This window comes from Paenibacillus andongensis, from assembly GCF_025369935.1.
GTDB lineage: Bacteria > Bacillota > Bacilli > Paenibacillales > NBRC-103111 > Paenibacillus_E > Paenibacillus_E andongensis.
Genome location: NZ_CP104467.1, coordinates 4217910 through 4238388 on the forward strand (window position 1 = coordinate 4217910; position 20479 = coordinate 4238388).

Consider the following 20479-nt stretch of genomic DNA (forward strand, 5'->3'; position numbering starts at 1 on the left):
GTCCCTCCATTCGTGCCCTGTCTCTTTCCGGCTACTTGCCGGTTTCTCGCCACCATTCGTTCACTTCACCTGTTATTTCATCGCCGCCAGCATCCTTCCATTTCTTCACAAAGGCATCGAATTCTTCGATGGGGCTCACCCCCGCGATGATTCTTGTAAAAGTCTCATCTTGCAGCTTGGACAGCTTGACGTGATGCTTGCCCATTGCAGGTGTAGGTGGTCCATTAAACCGATCTTCCATCAGGTTGCTTTCGATTCGCTGCAGATTGTCATATAGATGAAATTGCTCCCCGAGTCCCTCCAGCCGATCCCGAGTGATGTCCCGCTCTGCAGTATCGACCAACGATCCATAAATACCCCGATAACCATGCTTCGTGTGCTCATCGAATCGGATTGCCAGCTTTCCGTTCACTTTGGTCCATATTTCGTTCTCAAAACCAAGCTTCAGACTTGTTTGACCGGGGCCTGCGATAAAATCGAGAAATTTCACAACGGCTTCCGCATTTTGACTTTTGATGGGGACAACATTATAAGATCGGACGTTTGAAGTGCTGTAGACCCCGTGTTTGCCGTTTGGTCCGATCGGGAAATCAAGCGGAATCCATACCGCTTTCGGATCATTTTTGCGGTTAGCCGCAATGTGAGTGCGTGTATCCGACCATGCTGCGGAATATAAGCCAACCTTGCCGCTCGCTATCTTCTCGCCAAGTACATCGATTTTATTGAGCGGGAATTCCGGGTCCAGAATATTCTGGTCATATAGGCTGCGTAAGTAAAGGAGTGCATCTTTCATTTCTGGGAGAATACCGGAATATACCAACTTCCCCTTTCGCTCATACCAGGCGTTCATTTGTACGCCGAAGGCGCCGAGAAACGGCGATGTTCTCCCGAGACGCTCCAGGATTGAAAGGCCGACAGTATCCTTAACTCCGTTTCCGTCCGGATCTCCTTCGGCAAATGCCTTCATCACCACTGTATACTCTGCAATGGTTCGCGGAGGCTGCAGGCCAAGTTTGTCCAGCCAGTCTTTTCGTGCGTAAACTATTTCAGTTCCCTTCACTTCGTTCATACTGGGAATTGCGTATATATGGCCATCGACGGTGACGTTATCCCAAGCTTCCTTTGGAATTTTGGCTTTCAGATTCGCCCCATACTTCTCAATATAGTCATTCAAAGGTGTGAGCGCCTTTTGATTCACGAAATTGATGAACCAAGAGGGATTACTCGTGTTCAGCAGATCCGGAGGCTCCCTAGAGGTCATAATGACGTTTAGTTTCTCATCATATCCATTCAGCGGCGGGAGTGTCACATTCACCTGTACGCCAATGTTCTTCTCGATGTAGGTAAGGTAGGGGTTGTTATTCTCATCCATACCTTCCGGAAAATTCATGCCTAGACTATTTACGACGATTCGAATGACCGGTTCTTGTACAGCTATCGAATCATTATCATATGGCCATTCTGAAAAGCTGCATCCGGCGGCAGTGAAGCACGTAAGCAAGGCGAGAATGGCCGCGCTAGTTCTTTTCATTTCTCAACCACCCCTTCAGGCTTATTGAAACCGGCAATCAATCCGTCAAAATCTTCTGGAGGACTGGTGCCAGCCCATTTGCCATACGCAAAAAGCCAAGATCAGTCGGATGAACACCGTCAACGGTACATTCGTGCGCATCCTCACCCAGAAGATTAGATCCGTCGTAAAAATAGATGTTAGCATCGCCCATTTCACGCTCCCGCTCTACGGTTTGGAGCTGAAATTGTTTGCGTTCCGCCCGATCTTGCGCCATTTGATCTTGAAATTTATCCTTCGCATAAGTGATGCGCGAGATTATTAATATCGGTGTCAACGGGTGTTTATCACGGTAAATCGAGATGAACTTGGGCAGTGTCGTTTGAAGCATTTCTGTAGAAACGCAGTTCGCCTCATAATCCAGGATCAGGCATGCTGGATCCGGAATGGCAGAAAGTATATAAGCGAGCTCAGGTTCCCCTTTACCATTACCGGAAAAGCCCAGGTTGAGAAACTCCCTGTTAATACGTCTAGAAAGTATGTTTGTATAAGCCATACCCGGACGGGCTGCACAGCCGCCTTGTGTGATTGAAGTGCCGTAGACGATGATCTTCCCGTTATCAACGTAAGCCGGTGGCGGAGCGATCTGCGCTTCCCGATCCAAACCGATCCAGACTTCCTCTACACCTTGGTAGAGCGGAAAATTCAATGTAATGATCCGGCTCTCCCGCGCCATATCCTTAAAAATAACAGCTTCGTATTCCATCAGCGTATGATCGTAAACAGTGGTGCTGTAATATAGCTGCTCTCCCGGACCTCCCATGTAACAATCAAACCCGCACTGCCCTGTAGCCGTCATATGATACATATTAGCAGTCCCTGTTAGTTTTACTTTTATGCTCAAGGAAGTGGCATCCGTCTCGAAACGAATTTGACCGCCGGCGGTGCAGTTGGCCAGTTGGTCTACCGCCTGTGGGAGTTTCCAATCTGGTTTTGCAGGCAACCGGCGGTAAAGCCTTTCTTCGTGAAGCCAGCCGAAACCGGCAATATAGAAGGGCTTCTCTAGCGGTGAATACCAATTCAAATGATGATCACCGGATTGCTGAATATGCATGTTTGCGTCCAACTGCACGACGTTTACAGGTTGTTGTTGATTTGACATCATACATTCCTCCTCTATTTACTCCTAAAATACACTCACATTATAAGGACTTGTTAACCATTTTCGACTCCGATCAAATAATCCCTTTTTTTCCATAGGCAATGGTTATTAAAGTACCAAAAGAAGTCATGGTCCTCCGCTGTGGCCTCGTTTCCGCTGTATTACAATAAGGATAGCCTGTGAAAACCTGCAGGCGAGGAGGAAAAAGGAGGGAATATTTCCGTTGGCACACAAGAGCATTAACCACAACATTCAAGAATTTCATGCCGATATCGTCGTCATTGGCGGGGGGACCGGCGGCTGCGCAGCCGCACTTGCCGCTGCCAAATCGGGCAAGACGGTGATCATGACCGAGGAAACCGACTGGATTGGTGGGCAATTAACGAGCCAGGCTGTTCCGCCAGATGAGCACCCGTGGATTGAACAGTTCGGCTGCACCCGCACCTACAGGCAGTTCCGGAATGGGGTCCGCGATTATTACCGACGCCACTTCCCCCTTACTGCAGAAGCACGATCCCGTATTCATCTTAATCCTGGGAACGGTGGCGTATCGCGGTTGTGTCATGAGCCACGCGCAGCATTGGCAGTTCTGCAGGAAATGCTGGCTCCTTATGTTCACAGCGGTAGACTGCAGATTCTTATCCGTCATCGCGCAGAATCGGCTTCCGTTGACGGTGATGACGTTCAAACGGTAACGGTACGCAATTTGCTAACCGGGGAACTCGTGGAGCTATCCGCCGCCTATTTCCTCGACGCAACGGAATGTGGAGATGTTCTGCCGCTTGCCGGTGTGGAATATGTGACCGGGGCGGAGTCCAAGAGCCAAACCGGGGAACCTCATGCGGTGGAAGGTGAAGCACTTCCACAGGATATGCAAGGCTTTACTTACTGTTTTGCGATGGATTACATCGAAGGCGAAGACCACACCATAGAACGTCCGGAGCGCTATGACTTCTGGCGGCAGTATAAAGCCGATTTTTGGCCCGATCGGCTGCTGAGCTGGTCCGGCGTCCGCCCACATACGCTAGAGCATGTCACTTATGAACTTTTTGAAGGGACGGACAAGTACTCCCTGTTCTACTATCGGCGCATCATCGACAGCAGAAACTTCGAGCAAGGCTTTTATCCAGGGAGTATTACACTGGTTAACTGGCCGCAGAATGACTACTGGCTTGGTTCGGTCATCGACGTGAGCGACGAGGAAAGAGAACGGAATCTGTGGGATGCGAAGCAGCTTAGCCTCTCCTTGCTGTACTGGCTGCAAACGGAAGCGCCTCGGCCGGACGGGGGGTTCGGCTACCCTGGACTTCGGCTGCGCAAAGACATCGTCGGCACCGACGATGGAATAGCCATGTCTCCGTACATGCGGGAGTCACGCAGGATCAAAGCGCAGTTTACCGTACTGGAACAGCATGTGAGCACAGCCTGCCGACCCGATGGTAAAGCAGAGCAATTCGCCGATTCCGTAGGTATCGGCTGTTACCGAATTGACCTGCATCCGAGCACTGGAAACCGCCATTATATCGATATCTCTTCCCTGCCGTTCCAGATTCCACTGGGCAGTTTGATTCCTGTCCGCATGAACAATCTGCTGCCGGCATGCAAAAATCTTGGCGTCACGCATATCACAAACGGCTGCTACCGGCTCCATCCGGTTGAATGGAACATCGGCGAGGCAGCTGGATTTCTTGCAAGCCACTGTATCGACCGTAAGCTCCTGCCCCGTGAGGTTCGCAGTATGGAGTCTGAACTTCGAGGCTTCCAGAACATGCTAGTAAGCAATGGAATTGAGCTGGCTTGGCCGACGATTCATTCCGTATAAATAACAATTCTAAAGACGAGGTGTTTTGCAAATGAGCAAAGTACGTATAGCGGTCATCGGAGCCGGTTCTATTTCCGAAATGCATTTGAAATCATACCAAAATAATTCGGACGCAGAGCTTTACGCCATCTGCGACCTGAACGAAGAACGCGCTAAGGCGAAAGCCGAAAAATACGGCATAACACGCATTTACACGGACTACAAGGAACTGCTTGCTGATCCAGTGATCGATGCTGTCAGCATCTGTACGTGGAACAATAGCCATGCGCCGATCTCCATCGCTGCATTGGATGCCGGCAAAAACGTACTTACCGAAAAACCGCTCTGCAAGACGGTGGGCGAAGCGTTAGCTGTGGAGGAAGCGGTCCGCCGCTCCGGCAAAACGCTTCAAGTAGGTTTCGTCCGCAGGTATGCGTCTAACACCCGCATCATCAAATCATTTCTGGAAAACGATGAACTCGGTGAAATTTACTACGCCAAAGCTTCGTGCATTCGTCGTCTCGGTAATCCGGGTGGCTGGTTTTCGGATGTTGAGCGTTCGGGCGGTGGTCCGCTGATCGATGTAGGCGTCCACGTCATTGACTTATGCTGGTACCTGATGGGCCGACCAAAGGTGAAGTCCGTTTCCGGCAACACCTACAAAAAACTCGGCAACCGCGCGAACGTGAAAAATCTTGCCTTTTATAAGGCGGCGGACTATGACGCTTCCCACAATACGGTAGAGGATATGGCGAATGCGTTGATTCGCTTCGAGAATGGTGCCTCCATCCTCGTTGACGTTAGCTTCACGCTTCATGCGAAGGAAGACGAGCTTACCGTGAAGTTGTATGGTGACAAAGGCGGCGCCGAACTGGAGCCTCAGCTATCCATCGTTACGGAGAAGCACGATACCATCTTGAACCTCACGCCGCAGATCAACAACCTGTCTTTCGATTTTGTTGCCGGGTTTCAGGATGAAATCAATTATTTCATTGAAGTATGCCAAGGCAAAAAAGAAACCATTTCTCCTGTTCAAGACGGTGTTGAAATGATGAAAATCCTTTGCGGTATTTATGAATCTAGCGAGAAAGGCGAAGAAATACACTTCTAAGAAATGACTTGCGACAAACCTCATAGTTGAACTGGTCCATAACTAGCCCTATCAATTGAATGGAAGGATAGTGAAACCCGTTGAATAAGTCGAAATGGATGTCTATGACCCTATTGCTCACAATGATCGTTTCCCTTTGGTCCACGACCGCATTTGCTGCGGATACCGTTTCTGGCTCCGCCGCCACTTCCGTAGCACCTAACGCCTCCGATTACATTGAAGTAGAAGCCGCTCCGGTCGATATTACCATTGATATTGAAGGTCCTCGCAAGCAAATTAATGCAGTTGATAAGGATGTAGCGGGCATCACCGATTATGTTGCTTTATTCACACCGGAATATGCTCCGCAGATTACGGTTGGCAAAACTTCCGTCGGCGTTGTCGTCGATGGAAATAACCAAGTCACACGCGTGGTAAACCCTTCTGTGAACGGCGGAGTGCCTGTCTGGACAGGACCAACTGACCTAATTATCCCTCAAGGCGGTTACATCCTAGTTTCAAACGACGACAGTTGGGCAAACAAAACCTATAAGCAATATCTCGCTAAAAATTTCAAGGTCGGTGACAAAATTAAACTGCGTAAAAACGGTGAAGTCATCCCTGTCTCTGAATTAATGACAGGACAAGGCCTCAAAGCTCGACTTAAGCTGAACAACGACGAATGGTTTACGGTTACCGAGCCGAAAACAGTGGTCTCTGGCAAGCTGGAAAACCTCGAACAAGGTATCCCCTATACGATTCGTGTGAACCAATCCACGGTTGCCTTGCAACCGAACGGCACCTTTCAGCTCGAGGTTGCACTCACGGAAGGTGTCAATTATCTAGAAGTCATCGCCTCCAAGAATGGGACAGAAAATGACCGCAAGACACTTGTCGTGTTTTATAAAAAACAAACCGACACCACGAAGGAAGTCGTTCTCTGGGTCGACCAAGGAACGAATATTTTCAAGCTGCAAACGCCTGAAAATGTTCATGATATGCTGATCAAGGCGAAAGACGCCGGAGTAACAGCAATCGCATTGGATGTGAAAGGCGTTGAAGGCTTCGCCAACTACAAGAAGAACGACCTAACCGGTCGTCCGCATATTTCCCAAATGACTGCGCCGACCCGTGCAGGAGCAAATCCAAACCTTGACATGCTGGAGGAGTTCATTCGGTACGGTCATCAGCTCGGCATCAAAATCCACGCAGCATTCAATGTCTTTGCCGAAGGCTCACCTGCGCACAACGAGTATGGACTGCTGAATCAGCACCTCGACTGGGAAGAACATATTTACCGTCCCGAGGATGGCGGCCAAATTCTGCGGCTTCGAGAGAGCAACTATTACAAAACGGGCAAATCCCTCGTTGCTTTCGTTAACCCGGCTAATGATGACGTAAGAGCCTTCGAGCTCAAAAACATGGAAGAAGTCATCAAAAACTACGATGTCGACGGCGTCGTTCTCGACCGAACCCGCTATGACAATGAAACGGCTGACTTCAGTCCGTTAACTCGTTCGAAGTTCGAAGCGTTTCTCGCCGTTCGCGGTAAACAGCTTACAAATTGGCCGGCCGACGTTTTCACTTACGTGAACAATGTCCGCCAATACGGACCGCTCATCAATGATTGGTGGGAGTTCCGCTCGCAGACGATCAAGACGTTTACGGATGAAGTCCGTTCGCTCACCGATCGATACACTGCCCTGAAGGGCCATAAGATCTACTCTTCCGCTTATGTCGGCTCCTGGTTTGAATCTTACTACCTGAACGGTGTCCACTGGGGCAGCCCGAACTTCAAATACGATAGCCGTTTGAAATTCCCAGACGACAGCCTTTACACCGACACGTACGCTCAAACCGGTTATACGGGCAACATCGATTTTCTAATGATCGGCACGTATCAAACAACGCAAAAAGAAATTGAGCAGCACATTACGCTGGGCAGCATCGTAACGAACGGTGAAGTTCCAATGTACGCTAGTATCGCATTGGCGAACATCCAGGATCCCCCGCTGCAGCGGTCCGTGTTTCAAGCAGGCTTGTCGCAATCGAATGGTCTGATGCTCTTCGACTATTCGCAGGTTAACTGGTCAGTCGTGAAAGCATCGCTCCAAAACGTGGAGTATGTTAAAGATTATCAGGTAGGCTCTAGCGTTCCTAGCAATCAGGAACAGTTCCTCGAAGGCGATTTGTACAATGTGAGCCGTAACGAGAATAATCTTAATGTTTACACGGATGCGTTCGGTCTAACGACAGCTACCAGCACGTTTGGTGTCGAAGCGCTCGTCGACAGCACCGGTAAAGTCACTAAGGTCGTTAACCAACAACAAGCTCTCAGCTGGAACTGGACGAATATGTCACCCAATAACAGCATAATTCCGCAAGGCGGCTTCGTCATCTCTGCACTGGATGCTTCCGGCGTTCGGACGAGACGGCAGCTGGTCGCCAAAACGTACAAGGTCGGCGATGCTGTCAGGTCGGCCGTTCTGCGCGGTCACCTTGCCTATGCCAACACCATAACGCCGCTCAAAAATCTTGAGATCAAAGGCAATGTCGAAGTACTTGGGCCGGGAACGGCTGAAGTTCGTTTGAACGGCATACCAGCAGATCTGGCTAGCAACGGAGACTTCAGCGGAAAGGTCTCGCTGGAAGTTGGCGTCAATCCCGTAACAATCTCCGTTTACGTTGACGGCCGCAAAACGAACGAAAAAACCGTAAACGTAACGCGTACGGCTCCCGTCATCACAGGCATTGAGCTTGATGCTGCCACCTATCGTCTAGTGGCAGGCGACAAGCATGCAACCGTCACGACAGCGGTCTACTCGGACGAAACGACAGCCCAAGTGACCGGTGCTGAGTTCAGCTCCAGCAATCCTCAGGTTGCTGCCGTTGCCGCAGACGGAACGGTTACCGCGTTGAAGGCTGGAACTTCGGAAATCACCGCTGTTTATGAAGGAAAAACAGCCAAATCAACCGTTACTGTCGTCGAGGTGGCAAGTCTTTCCTTTGATGAGCAGAAGCATAGTCTTGTGAAAGGTGAAACTTTCCTAGAACCTCTCAAAGCTACTTATTCTGATGGCACCATGGCGTACATCACCCAAGGCGCGACATTCATCTCTTCGCACGATAATGTCGCTTCCATTGCTGCCGATGGCACTATTACAGCCGTAAAGCCCGGTTCCACAACCATTACTGCCTCCTATCGTGGCAAACAATCGGAGATAAAGATCAAGGTGTTCAATACTCAAAAAGAGAAGATCGAAGATAAAGAGAATGAAGATGGCGAGTACGGCGATAGAGCGAACGATAATAGAGAGAATGAAATTGGAGATAAGGGTTAAGATTTGACAACGGATAGCATCACATAATAAAAGCATCCGGCTCCTTCTTAGAGAGAAGGTCCGGATGTTTTTTTGGGCAGTTTGTGCAGTTTGTGTAGATTTCGGGTTAATTTTTCTATATCTCCACTTACGGCAGCTCCAACCACTGATAAGGCGACTTCGCCGCCTTCATTCCAAATTCCAGAATCGTTGCAATTGCAATCGTTTCCTTCTGAGGAACCGGGGGCTTACCCGTATGGAAAAAACCGATCAGATTCTCAATAAACGCCCCAAAGAAATCCGACTCTATCTTAAGAAACTTCGATGGCCCCGCTATATAACTGATCGCCATGCTGAACGGACATTCCCACCCATATAGGTTTATCGTTGCTTGGCGGCCGTCCGCATACCCGATCAGTACCGCTGGCGTATTCACCGTTCCCGTCCACATTACTCGTTTGACATCCGTCCCCATCAACGAGACGATCGGTTCCACCTGGTGGATCGAATAATTCTCAAATTGTCCCGCTCCAAGACTGCATATGGACTCTATCCCCTGCTTTTCAAATCCAGTGTACTCTGAAGCAAAGCGTAAAGCCGAAGTTGAGTACATGGGTGTCCCATGTTTCTCAGCGAGTTCGAACATCCGCAAAGCCGCAGCCCGGCTAATCGCGAACGTTTTATCAATATAAGTAGGCTTGCCCGACCGAAGTGGAACCAACGACAATTCCTCATGGTACTCCGGATGATCCGGCGACAAAACAACCAAGTAGTCACTCTGCTCCACTACCGCCTCGATTGAGTCTAGAAGCTGGATTCCCTTCTTCTCGCTCCATTCCGCATTGCTAAGTTTTCCTACGATATTTGACTTGCCATATGCGTATGCTACCTTCATGCTGCCACCCGATGCCTTTTCGATCCATCCAGGATATTTCTCAGCGTGCCATTCGTCCAGAAAATAATCAATAAACCCGATCTTATACATCCTTATCACACTCCATCAGAGAAATAAAACCCCCACGGCGCGAACCGCAGGGGAAAATTGCGCTTTAACATTACTTCTTGTTTGCTGCGTACCATTCGTTGACAGCTTTCGTCATTTCGTCTCCGCCATCCGTTTTCCACTGAGCCAAGAACTTATCATAATTTTCTAGCTGCTCTGCTCCTGTGATGTACTTCAGGAAGGTATCTTCCATCAGCTTTTGCAGCTTTAAATTGTACTTACCGATTGCTTCAAGCGGAGGTGCAAAAGAAAGTGGGTCTATGACGATATTGCCTTTGGCAGCTTCCTGATTTTTGTTAAATGCATCGGTCAGGATTGGATCTTTACGAACACGCGCCTGCCAGTAGATCGGATAGTTTTTCTCATCCACGCCTGTGAGGAACGAAGAAGCGTTGTTATACTGGTCATTGAAAATCGGTAGAATCGGGAAGTAGTTGCCGTTTTCCACCTTGTGGTGAACGCCTTCTTTACCGATCGTCGCTTCTTTGTGTATATCTTTATCGAGCTTCAAATCAAGGTATTTGATAATCTCTTCCTTATTTTCGGCCCATTTCGGAATTCCCACGTAATAGCTGATACCTGCGGAGCCCATAACCTGTACTTTGCCATCATCGCCTTTCAGATAAGGCAGGCTTGCGATTTTAGCGTTTGGCGTGTTTTTCAGAAGTGCATTTTGTACGGTAGGCGCGTTGAAGTAGCCGTTCGAGATGATAGCCGTTTTGCCGCTCGTGAAGTTCTCGATGACTTTGTTCGCCTGATTGAGAGACCATTCCTGATCAATCAATTTCTCCGAATAAAGCTTTTTCATAAACGCTAAGTATTTTTTCATGTTAGGGTTTTCTACCACATTGACCAGTTTGCCGCTAACATCCTGCCAGCCGGTCGTTGCTGTCGACTGAACCAGCGTAAGGCCGAATGTCGGCATGATTTCAGGAACGAGCGGGGATTTACCGCCAGATAACGCCATAACATTCTTTTTCTCTTTGATCGTCTTCATCACGTTATACAGCTCATCGCGTGTTGTCGGAGCCTTCAATCCAAGCTCATCCATCCAATCCTGACGAACGATTAGTGCCGTGTTAACGATCGTACCCGAACCGGTCTGCGGAATACCGTAAATTTTACCGTTCAGCTTTGCCCCATTCCAGGAGTTTTGAGAAATTACGTTTTTCATGTTCGTGCCGTATTTGTTCACTAGCTCATCAATCGGCTCCAGCGCACCGGATGATGATAGCCTGGAATACTGTGGACCGCTGAGCAGCATGAAGCTATATTTCTCCTTGTTGGCCATGAGCAGGTTGAGCTTGTCATCTGGATTCTCGACCGGCAGCATATCGTAGGTAACTTTATAGCCGGTTTTTTCATTCAGGAACTTCGCTACGACTTCGGCATTAGGATCAAAACGAGCATACTGCAGCAGTGCCTTGAATTCTGGCTTCGGCTTATTCGTATCTGCAGTTGCGATTGGAGCTGTGGACGCAGACGGTGTTGTGGTACTGCTTGCCGTTTGGCTGTTTCCGCCACAAGCGGTGATGGATGCTGCCAAAGTTGTGATGGACATCAAAGCTAATAATTTTTTTACCATGAAAGAGCCTCCCTTTTTTCGTACATTGAGTATGGAGAAGTGCGTAAAACAACATTTCATGGAACCATCTTTGAGCCTGCCCACCACCACCCTTCGAGTTTTGTTTATGCGAATCAGCCTTTTACGGAGCCGACCAGAACCCCCTTCACGAAATATTTTTGCAGGAACGGATAAATGAAAATGATCGGCAGAGTCGCCAGAATAATGGAAGCCGCTTGGATCGACTGTGGTGAAACGTTCAGCGATGCGTCAACATTGGTCCGCATGAAAGCATCCGTCGAAGTGACGAACAATTCCTTCAAATAAAGCTGCAGCGGCTTCATTTCTACCGAGTTGATATAAATAAGTGACGTAAAGTAATCGTTCCAGAAAGTAACCGCGTAAAATAATGCGATAGTCGCCAGTACTGGCATTGACAGCGGCAAGATGATTCGTACAAGGATCGTCATATTGCTGGCCCCGTCCATTTTCGCCGATTCTTCAAGGCTGTCAGGCAGGCTTTCGAAATAGCTTTTGACAATGAGCATGTTGTATACGTTAATCATGAATGGCAGGAACAACACTGGCAGTTTATCGATAAGATTGAGCTTGTGCATAAGCAGGTAAGTCGGGATCAATCCACCGCTAAACAACATTGTAAACAGGTACATGATGATAAAAAACTTGCGTCCCCGCAGCCTTGGCTTGGAAAGCGGATATGCAGCTAACGTTGTCATGAATAACGCGAGCAGCGAACCAACCAGTGTCACCGTAATGGAAACCATAAACGCATTCAGGAATAAGGAATTGCTCGCCACATACTTGTAAGTCCCTATTTGAAAATCGATCGGGAACAACGTTACCATCCCCGAAACGACCGCAGCCTCGCTGCTAAGCGATTTGGCAATGAGATTGATGAACGGAAAGATGGTGGAAAGTCCCAGCAGGATAAAGAAAATATGATTGACGAACGTGAAAATTTTCTCACCGAGGGATGCTTGGATGGCTCCTGTCCTTCTAACGCCAGGTGTTTGTAAGGTGCTTTTTGTATGCATAGCTGATCCTCCTTTATTCCCCGTTTACCAAATACCTCGTCCGAAAAACTTTCGGGCCAGCCCGTTACCCGATAAGATCAAAATAAACGCTACCACGGATTCAAATACACCGACGGCAGTTGAAAAGCTGTAATCCTGTTCACCGAGACCAATGCGATACACATAGGTGCCAATAACGTCTGCGACGTTGTATACGCTTGGGTTGTACATAACGAGAATTTGTTCAGTTCCAGCCTCGAGCACATAGCCGAGTCGTAGGATGAACATGAGCAGAATGATTGGAACAAGACCGGGCAGCGTAATATGTACAATTTGCTTCCATTTATTGGCGCCATCGATTTTGGCCGCTTCATACAACCCAGGATCGATACCAGCCAAAGCCGCCAAGTAAATGATCGTGTTCCAACCAGTCTCCTTCCATCCTGCCGTACTAATGAGAACCGAGCGGAAAATATGGCTGTCTAGGAAAAAGCGAATCGGTTCGCCGCCCATGGCGACGATTATTTTGTTGACGATACCGCCATTCGTGGAAAGCAGATCGATGAACAAGCCGCTGACGATAACCCAAGACAGGAAGTGAGGCAAGTAAACGACGGTTTGTACGCTTTTTTTGAACGCCATGTTTTTTAATTCGTTAAGCAAAATGGCGACCACAATCGGGAGCGGAAAGAGAAATACGATTTTATAAACAGAAATCATCAAGGTGTTCTGGAACACCTGCAAAAAACTGGCGGATGAAATCAATTTATCGAAATGCTTCCACCCAACCCATGGACTTGCCGCCATACCATCGAAAATATTGAAATCCTTGAAAGCAATGATAATTCCATACATCGGCGTGTACTTAAACAGCAGCAGAAATGCGATACCGGGAATGAGTGCGAGATACAAATCCCAATCTTTCCTGATATCGAGCCACAATTGTCGTCTATAGCTCTTCTTACCATTCTTTTTTGTAGATATCACAGTTTCCGTCGTAGTGGTCGTATCTCGCAAGGTGTCTCCTCCTTCTTACCTTTCTTTCTTAGATTTAGTTTATCACCCGCCGTTTTTTTGCGAATTAGAGGAATATTACTTGTTTTGGTACTTTCATAACTTCTCGTTTCTGGAAAACAAAAAAATCCTTCCCAGATGAACGGAGAAGGCTGCCAAACGGCTTGTAAGTGTCCAACGAAAATAGCAGAACGGATTTTGTGAACAACACCAAAAAAAGGTCTGCCTCTGGATACGAACATCCATGACGACAGACCTGACAATTAACATTCTCCAGCTTGCTTCTCCAGAAACGCGCGAATGGAAGGATCCATGCACAGTCCGATGGAGCGGCTGTATGCGGCACGGGCCTCTTCGAACCTCTACATCCGCTTGAACAAATGGGCTCTTAGCGCCCAATAAGGTTGATAGTTCTTGATTGCTTCGACCGGCACTTCTTCCAGTACATCATGTGAAAATATTATTGACCCGTTGTCTTTATTTTCCAGTCTAACACTTTATTTTCTTTCGATAGCAAGGATTTCAATGACGAACTTCCCCGGGCGTCACGCCCCAATATTTACGGAATACTCTTGTAAAATAGCTCACATCCCTATACCCGACACCAGCTGCGGCGTCGTATACCCGTGCTCCCTCCTGCAGGATCGCCTTTGCTCGCTCCATTTTACGTTCAAGGACATAGTTGGAAAAGGCTTTACCTGTTTCTTGTTTAAAGAGTCGACTAAGGTAGGATGAGTTCACATACAGCCGGTCGGCGACAGCATGCAGCGTCATTTCCTGATCGATTTCATTTTCGACGAGACTTAAAATGGTCTTGATCATCCCATGACTTGTCGATTTCCGCCTCTGGCTGGCATAGCTTAAATACGCCTTTATCATCCGCTGCAGCCAAAACAGAATTTGTTCCTTTGCGGCAAGTTCGATGTGATTATGGAAATAAAAGTAGTCCTCACCAGCCACTTCTCGTACTGGCCAACCCTGTTTCTGGATCATGCAAGTAAAGAGGCTTGTAAAATAAAGGATGTGCTCATGCATGTCTTCAAGCGTTTCCGCTTTGGCCATGCCGCCGTCCCAGAGTGCAGTTAACGACTCGATCGCTTTGTCGCCATCCCCCGTTTCGAGTGCGATCTCTAGCGCTTTCTCCAGGTTTGGTTGAAACAACAGTTCCGGCTCTCTCCCCTGCTCTTCCCGGTACGGGATTGCCAGATCATAGCCCAGTACGATCCGATTCTGTAACGCACGAACCGCCTGTACGTACAGCTTGTTCATATCCTCTTGGCTGCCAGTTATCCCGCTAATCCCCGCGCTTGCACTTAGCCTAAGGCAGCTTCGCACAGTTAAAAGCAGCTTTTCGGTCACTGCATTGATTTTCTGGAGGGCTACTCCGGGCTCTTCATTTCCATCAATCTGAAACACGACGACCGTGCAGCCCGCATAATCGGTAGATACCCAACATGGAGTGGTCAGCAATGTTTCCTTCACGATACTGCTCAGTGAAAATTGGAGCAGCGAAATATCTTTCTTGCTGAATCGGGTTTCAACCTCCGATAACGGATCCATATCGACTACGGCAACAGCATATTCGGCATCTTTTTGTAAATCCAAATGAAGATCCTTGCTTTTTTGTTCAATTTCCCAAGGTTCGTACTTTCCGTTCAGCCACCCCTGGAAAAATTCATTGATCAACTGTGGAAGATGCTGTTTCCATTTTTGCTTTAGCTCATCCTCGGTATGTCGCTGCTCAAGCTCACTTTTCACCCGATCGGCCGCTTCGAGCACCGTCTCCAATATCTCCTCGTCCCCTGCCGGTTTTAACAAATATTTCATAACGCCAAGCCCAAGTGCCTCTTGTGCGTATGCGAAATCGTCATGTCCACTGAGAACAATGATTTTCAACAAAGGGTCGGTTTGGCGAAGTTGTCGGGCTAAAGTAAGCCCGTCCATCTCCGGCATCTGCAGGTCCAGTAAGATAATCTCAGGCTTTTTGCGGTCAATCAGCCGCAGCGCTTCCAGTCCGTTTCCAGCCTGCCCGACGACCTCTATTCCGTGCTTGTCCCAGAGAATGTTGTTGGCTAGTGCGTTTCTGAGGCGGACTTCATCTTCCACAATTAATAAATTCATAGACGGAATCTCCTTGATGGATAAGATGTGTTCAGAACCCCTTCGCTCATGGCACGGCATTTTCCTGCCATTGTGTGTTTGGTATAGAAATTATCATAACTATGACTGACTTGATAGGGGACAGTGGTTACTTTCTCTGGTATTTTGACATGAAAAAATAACCGGCCTTTGCCTACCTTGCATATGTAAAAGTTGAAATAAGGGGTTACGCCTAAAACGAATAGGTATTAAACTCTGCTTGTTTATCCGCTTCCCCATACCTCTAACAAGAAAACACAACACCAAAAATGTCATTTACCGAATAATTATGCATCTATCACAATCTCACTCAATCTGGTCAAACCAGTAATATGAAAAAAATCTCCTGGCGATTAAACCCTCACCAAGAGACTTCTTCTTATTTTAGTGATCCCAGACAAGCTTGATAATTACTCTCTCAACGCTTCTTTCAATTTCGTAGACATACTATCCATGGAGCCAGAAGCTGGACGCTTAACTCCACGTAATTTCGCGATTTCTTGTTTCAATCTCTCGTTTTCTAATGTTAATTTCTTGATCTGCTCTAGAAGCTGTTCCTTTTCTGAACCTTCTTTATTTTCCAACGGTATCCCACCCTTTCCTTCCAGATAAAAATACCCCTTCGCCACTTGCAGATTATCACGTCGGATTCTCTCCATGCGTCAAAGGGACTTATATAGGAATCTTTGGTCGGAGATCAAAATCTCTCGTTTTATTTGTTCAATTCAATCGTATAAAGACGTCCTGTTTCTTCCCAAATTTCGCCTGGCTCCAAGGAAACAAGTCCAATTTGATCAGCTGGGAGATCTACGTTTGGTGCATTCACCAGATTCATTTGCGGCTCTGGGCAGAAAAAACCTTCAGAAGCGCCATTATTCCAGATCATCCACTGTTTGTAGGAAGTTCCTACATCATACACCAGTTTGATACCTGCGCGGGAATCTGTCAACTCCATATAGTTGCGGCCATTTTGCGGCGAGGTTGTGTAATGATTATCCATGGATTCAAAGAACGGTGATAGCCCGCCTACTTTCATCTTCTCTTCGTCCGCTGACAATGGCTGATACTCACCCGTTGGCAGCATTCTTTCACTCATTTCCCAGCGGTTGCCGATCGTCATTTTGAACCCATAATCAGAAGCCTGACTGTTCGGCGCAAAAGGCGCATTGATTGTCGTGTGATACGCTAACAAGCAAGGCATAGCCTCTTTGCCTTCGTTATGTACGGATACATGCTGATGCAAACCATATGCATTTAATGTGTAAGTCAAGCGTATCGTGAATTCATGCGGTAAATACTTATAAACCGAATGCCCTTCTCTAACGCGTAAAGCTAAGGTAACACGACTCTCTGTTTCATCTGCACTAAATTTCTCAACAGCCCATGGAATATTGTGAACAAAACCGTGGAGGTGATTTCCCGTTTTCGGCTCATTGATCGGAAATTCATAGACTTTGCCTTGCCAAGGAAACTTCCCGTCTTCATACCGATTAGGTGGAAATAAGACCGGAATCCCATGCACGATTGGACGTGCTTTAAAAGCTTCCATCTCTTCTATTGCAGGCTCACGCAAAAAACGGTATTCTTTTTCAGTATCTCTAAAAGCAATTAAATTAGCGCCTATTTCTGGTAAAACAACTGCTTCATAACGGCCAGCTTGTAACCAAATGGCCTTCTCTCCTTGGTATGTTCCTTCAAACGCTTGCGTCGTCATTTCGCGATAACCTCCTACATAGCTGTTAGCTGCACATTTAATTTGGGACAGGCTGATATGAATTTACTCTAAAGCATGTGAATCAAGGAAGTCAATGGATGAAAATAATACATACCCTGATAAATGTGACTTACGGTATGGTACGAATAAGAAAACCGTTCCCCTACAAAAAAGGAATGAACGGTTTTCACTTCCTTCAAACTTCAGTTGTTTCTAAATTTAGTATATCACTTGTACGTACAAGTTGACTAGATGAATTTTTATGACAGTTAAATTCGGATGGTTGACTCTCTGACGATTAATTCTGGCTTGTAGACTTTCCCCGTATTACTTCCATTTCCTCGTTTATTCTGTATCATATCGATCAATATCTCTGCTGCGTCTGTTCCCATCTCCGTTTTGGGGTGTGAAAGTGTCGTCAGCTTGACCTCTGTTGCGGTTGCTAACGATGAGTCATCAAAACCGACTAGAGAGATATCCCGAGGCACTTGCAGACCAGTTGTACGCACAGCTTCAAGCAGATGAATAGCGATCTCATCATTGTAGCAAACGAAAGCCGTTGGCCGCTCATCCGCCTGACCTAGCATCGCTTGTGCGCTTTCGTAGGGTTTCTGTCTCTTCTCCTCCGTCGAATAGTGAATGACGAATTCCGGCAGCAGCGGTATTTCATAGTGATGATGAGCACGAATAAACCCTTTTAGCCGATTAACCCCTTGCAAATCATCGGTCTTGAAGAACCCCGCAATGCGGCGATGCCCAAGTTCAATTAAATGCTGAGCCGCCTTGAAACCGCCCTCTTCATCATCCACGACTAAAGAAGGGCAGTTCATTTCCGGATACCGCTCATTAATCATCAAATACGGAATATGTTGATAGTCTAAGGAAAGGTAATAGCTTAAATTCGGATTGCCTTCCGCGCTTTTGGTCGGTTCAATAATAAGGCCGCTTAAAGGGTGACTCATCATCATGTTTAGGCTTTCCTTCTCTTTTTCCTTATCATTGTCTGTAGATGACAAAAGCAGTCTGTATCCTCTCGCGCGTAAGGCTGACTCCGCTCCTCTTACGATATGAGGAAAAATATAATCCGATATATAGGTTGTCAGAATGCCAATGGTTTGCACATCTCGACTTTTTTGCGTTTGGGGCGTGGAAACGAATGTTCCTTTGCCTTGCATCCGATACAGCCATCCTTCTTGCTCTAACTCGCCGAATGTCTGGCGGACGGTTTGACGGCTCATCTGAAATTGCTCGGCTATTTCATTTTCCGATGGCATTTGGTCATTCGGTTTCAGCTTCCCGGTATGCAGCCACGATAGAATTTCTTGTTTCAACTGTAAGTATTTCGGCATTTGCTTTTCTTTCATAATTCACCTCAGGTTATTGATTCTGACCGTATTATATCATTTGCTCAACTTGTATGTACATATACGGTCGGAGGAGGGGTTGGAGGTGTACAAGGAGACTTTAGGGTTTTGCAGTTGAATCCCCATAAGGTTTCACCAATGTCGAGGAGAACAATTATTCGAGGCCCAAATAACTGCGAAAGTGCAGACATTTTACTAAAATCGTTTGAATAGAGGAAATGCCTGCTATTACTCCTAGGCCCCCTAATTAAACTGGAGTCCTCCCACCCAATAATTTAAACTAGGGACAAGGAGATGATTCAGTATGGGGAAAAGGCTGAAAGAAGAAGCACGGCTTAAAATTGTTAAGGAAGCATTGGCTGGTATTAAGGTGGGGGTATTAGCCCGCATGTATGACATCCATCCTGAAACCATCCGTTTGTGGATCAGAGATCACCGTGACTCTATTCCTCCGGAAGAAATCCCAGTGGCTGACGAGCATCTGCAAGAATTGCAGCGTCTACAAGATGTAGAACAACGCTATGAAAAAGCCGTTAAAGTACTTGGCGAGAAAGAGCTAGAGCTTGAGATCCTGCGCGAATTGCTAAAAAAGAAAGACCCCGCTTATCCGAGAAATTCGAAGTAGCAGAACCATTTATTAAGCGGGGTGAACCAGTAGCGTTGGTTCTGCGTATCCTTGGCCTTTCAGAGTCCACCTATTACGATCGTAAGAAGAGAGCTACCACCCCGCTATCTGAATGTTCCAAAGAAAGCCGGAGAGGGCGCCCTGTGCCTGGATACTCACATACGTTTACGGGTGAACAAGTGTGTGACGAACAAATCAACGCGTGGCTGCTTGAGCTCATAGAGGGCGAAGAACATGTCTATGGCTACAAGCTTCTTGCACAATGTATTCGTGACCAATATAACGTGAGGCTGGACAAAAAGAAATCGTATCGCTTATGCAAAGAGTTAGGCATTCTTCAAAAGCCACGCCAGCGCATACAGACACATCCGCGCAGGCTGCCGAAGAACCGAGTAGTAACAGGCTCCAACCAATTATGGCAAATGGATATCAAGTACGGATACGTCATTGGACAGGAGCGATTCTTTTATATGCTCAGCATCATTGATGTGTTTGACCGTGTCGTCGTTAAACAGTACAGAGGTCCGGTATGTGAGGCCAAGCATGCGGTCCAGACGCTTTGTTATGCGATACAGAGCCGGCTAAACCCTGGAGAAGAGATGCCTGTAATCCGTACAGATAACGGCCCGCAATTCGTAAGCAAACTGTTTGGAGATATGTGCGAGTGCCTAGACGTCGTCCATGAACGCATTCCGCCAAGGACGCCGAATATGAATGCTTACATTGAGTCGTTTCACAGTCTACTTGAACGTCACTTGTTCGGCATAAGAGACTTCATGACCTTTGAAGAGGCTTATGATGCACTCGATCGTTACATGGACTTCTACAATAATCGCAGGATGCATGGTAGTTTAAACCGAAAACCTCCGAAGATGTTTTCAGCATGGGTCAAGACGCTGGATGACACTTCTGCCTTTCATAAAGCGATGTAATACCTTGAAAAAACGCGGTATTCTACGCATGAATCATTTTTGGTGGGCAAGACTCCGGTTTTAGGGGGCCTAGCCGATTATGCAGGAATTTTTTGCTTTTCCATCCTGAAATTAAAAAAAGATCGTAAAAGCCTGCACGATTGCAGGAATTTACGATTAGAAGCTATTCAAAGAAAAAAAGCATGTATAATTGCAGGTTTACCACAA

15 protein-coding genes are annotated in these 20479 nt (G+C 47.2%); 5 read left to right on the top strand and 10 right to left on the bottom strand.

The genetic code is table 11. The features are described from left to right. Positions 1-31: 31 nt before the first annotated feature. Positions 32-1531: an extracellular solute-binding protein gene (locus NYR53_RS19055; protein ID WP_261300820.1), complete on the bottom strand. Its 1500-nt coding sequence runs from the start codon at positions 1529-1531 to the stop codon at positions 32-34. A gap of 37 nt (positions 1532-1568) precedes the next feature. Beyond that, complete coding sequence (locus NYR53_RS19060; RefSeq protein WP_367618546.1) at positions 1569-2675, bottom strand: SGNH/GDSL hydrolase family protein; 1107 nt, start codon at positions 2673-2675, stop codon at positions 1569-1571. A gap of 247 nt (positions 2676-2922) precedes the next feature. On the opposite strand from NYR53_RS19060, the gene NYR53_RS19065 reads away from it, so the two are divergent. The 3 genes from NYR53_RS19065 to NYR53_RS19075 all read left to right on the top strand — a co-directional run bounded on the left by NYR53_RS19065 (position 2923) and on the right by NYR53_RS19075 (position 8904). Beyond that, entirely contained in the window at positions 2923-4494 is a 1572-nt protein-coding gene (locus NYR53_RS19065; RefSeq protein ID WP_261306433.1) for an FAD-dependent oxidoreductase, read from the top strand. Positions 4495-4525: 31 nt separating this feature from the next. After that, a complete protein-coding gene (locus tag NYR53_RS19070; RefSeq protein ID WP_261300821.1) occupies positions 4526-5584 on the top strand; it encodes a Gfo/Idh/MocA family protein in 1059 nt (352 codons plus the stop codon). Between the two features lie 80 nt (positions 5585-5664). Then, on the top strand, positions 5665-8904 hold the full coding sequence (locus NYR53_RS19075) for a family 10 glycosylhydrolase (RefSeq protein WP_261300822.1): 3240 nt from the start codon (positions 5665-5667) through the stop codon (positions 8902-8904). Positions 8905-9031: 127 nt separating this feature from the next. Here the strand turns inward: NYR53_RS19075 and NYR53_RS19080 are convergent, their stop codons facing one another. The 8 genes from NYR53_RS19080 to NYR53_RS19115 form a co-directional block, all read right to left on the bottom strand. Further along, entirely contained in the window at positions 9032-9868 is an 837-nt protein-coding gene (locus tag NYR53_RS19080) for a Gfo/Idh/MocA family oxidoreductase (protein WP_261300823.1), read from the bottom strand. A gap of 70 nt (positions 9869-9938) precedes the next feature. Further along, positions 9939-11471: a type 2 periplasmic-binding domain-containing protein gene (locus tag NYR53_RS19085; protein ID WP_261300824.1), complete on the bottom strand. Its 1533-nt coding sequence runs from the start codon at positions 11469-11471 to the stop codon at positions 9939-9941. Positions 11472-11584: 113 nt separating this feature from the next. Beyond that, positions 11585-12505 (bottom strand): carbohydrate ABC transporter permease, encoded by a 921-nt coding sequence (locus NYR53_RS19090; protein WP_261300825.1) that lies wholly within the window; start codon positions 12503-12505, stop codon positions 11585-11587. A gap of 24 nt (positions 12506-12529) precedes the next feature. Then, the gene (locus tag NYR53_RS19095; RefSeq protein ID WP_437180055.1) at positions 12530-13501 is read right to left on the bottom strand and encodes an ABC transporter permease; all 972 of its coding nucleotides are present in this window, start codon (positions 13499-13501) and stop codon (positions 12530-12532) included. A gap of 519 nt (positions 13502-14020) precedes the next feature. Then, the gene (locus tag NYR53_RS19100; protein WP_261300826.1) at positions 14021-15619 is read right to left on the bottom strand and encodes a response regulator transcription factor; all 1599 of its coding nucleotides are present in this window, start codon (positions 15617-15619) and stop codon (positions 14021-14023) included. 428 nt (positions 15620-16047) lie between these two features. Further along, positions 16048-16296, bottom strand: coding sequence for a hypothetical protein (locus NYR53_RS19105; RefSeq protein WP_261300827.1), 249 nt, complete (start codon positions 16294-16296; stop codon positions 16048-16050). A gap of 53 nt (positions 16297-16349) precedes the next feature. Further along, positions 16350-17351: an aldose 1-epimerase gene (locus NYR53_RS19110; RefSeq protein WP_261300828.1), complete on the bottom strand. Its 1002-nt coding sequence runs from the start codon at positions 17349-17351 to the stop codon at positions 16350-16352. 269 nt (positions 17352-17620) lie between these two features. Further along, entirely contained in the window at positions 17621-18715 is a 1095-nt protein-coding gene (locus tag NYR53_RS19115; protein ID WP_261300829.1) for a GntR family transcriptional regulator, read from the bottom strand. A 304-nt stretch (positions 18716-19019) separates the two neighbouring features. On the opposite strand from NYR53_RS19115, the gene NYR53_RS19120 reads away from it, so the two are divergent. Then, a complete protein-coding gene (locus NYR53_RS19120; protein WP_261300830.1) occupies positions 19020-19340 on the top strand; it encodes a helix-turn-helix domain-containing protein in 321 nt (106 codons plus the stop codon). A gap of 11 nt (positions 19341-19351) precedes the next feature. Further along, positions 19352-20272 carry an IS3 family transposase gene (locus NYR53_RS19125; RefSeq protein ID WP_261306233.1) on the top strand — a complete coding sequence of 307 codons (921 nt, stop codon included), beginning with the start codon at positions 19352-19354 and terminating at the stop codon, positions 20270-20272. The last annotated feature ends 207 nt before the right edge of the window (positions 20273-20479 follow it).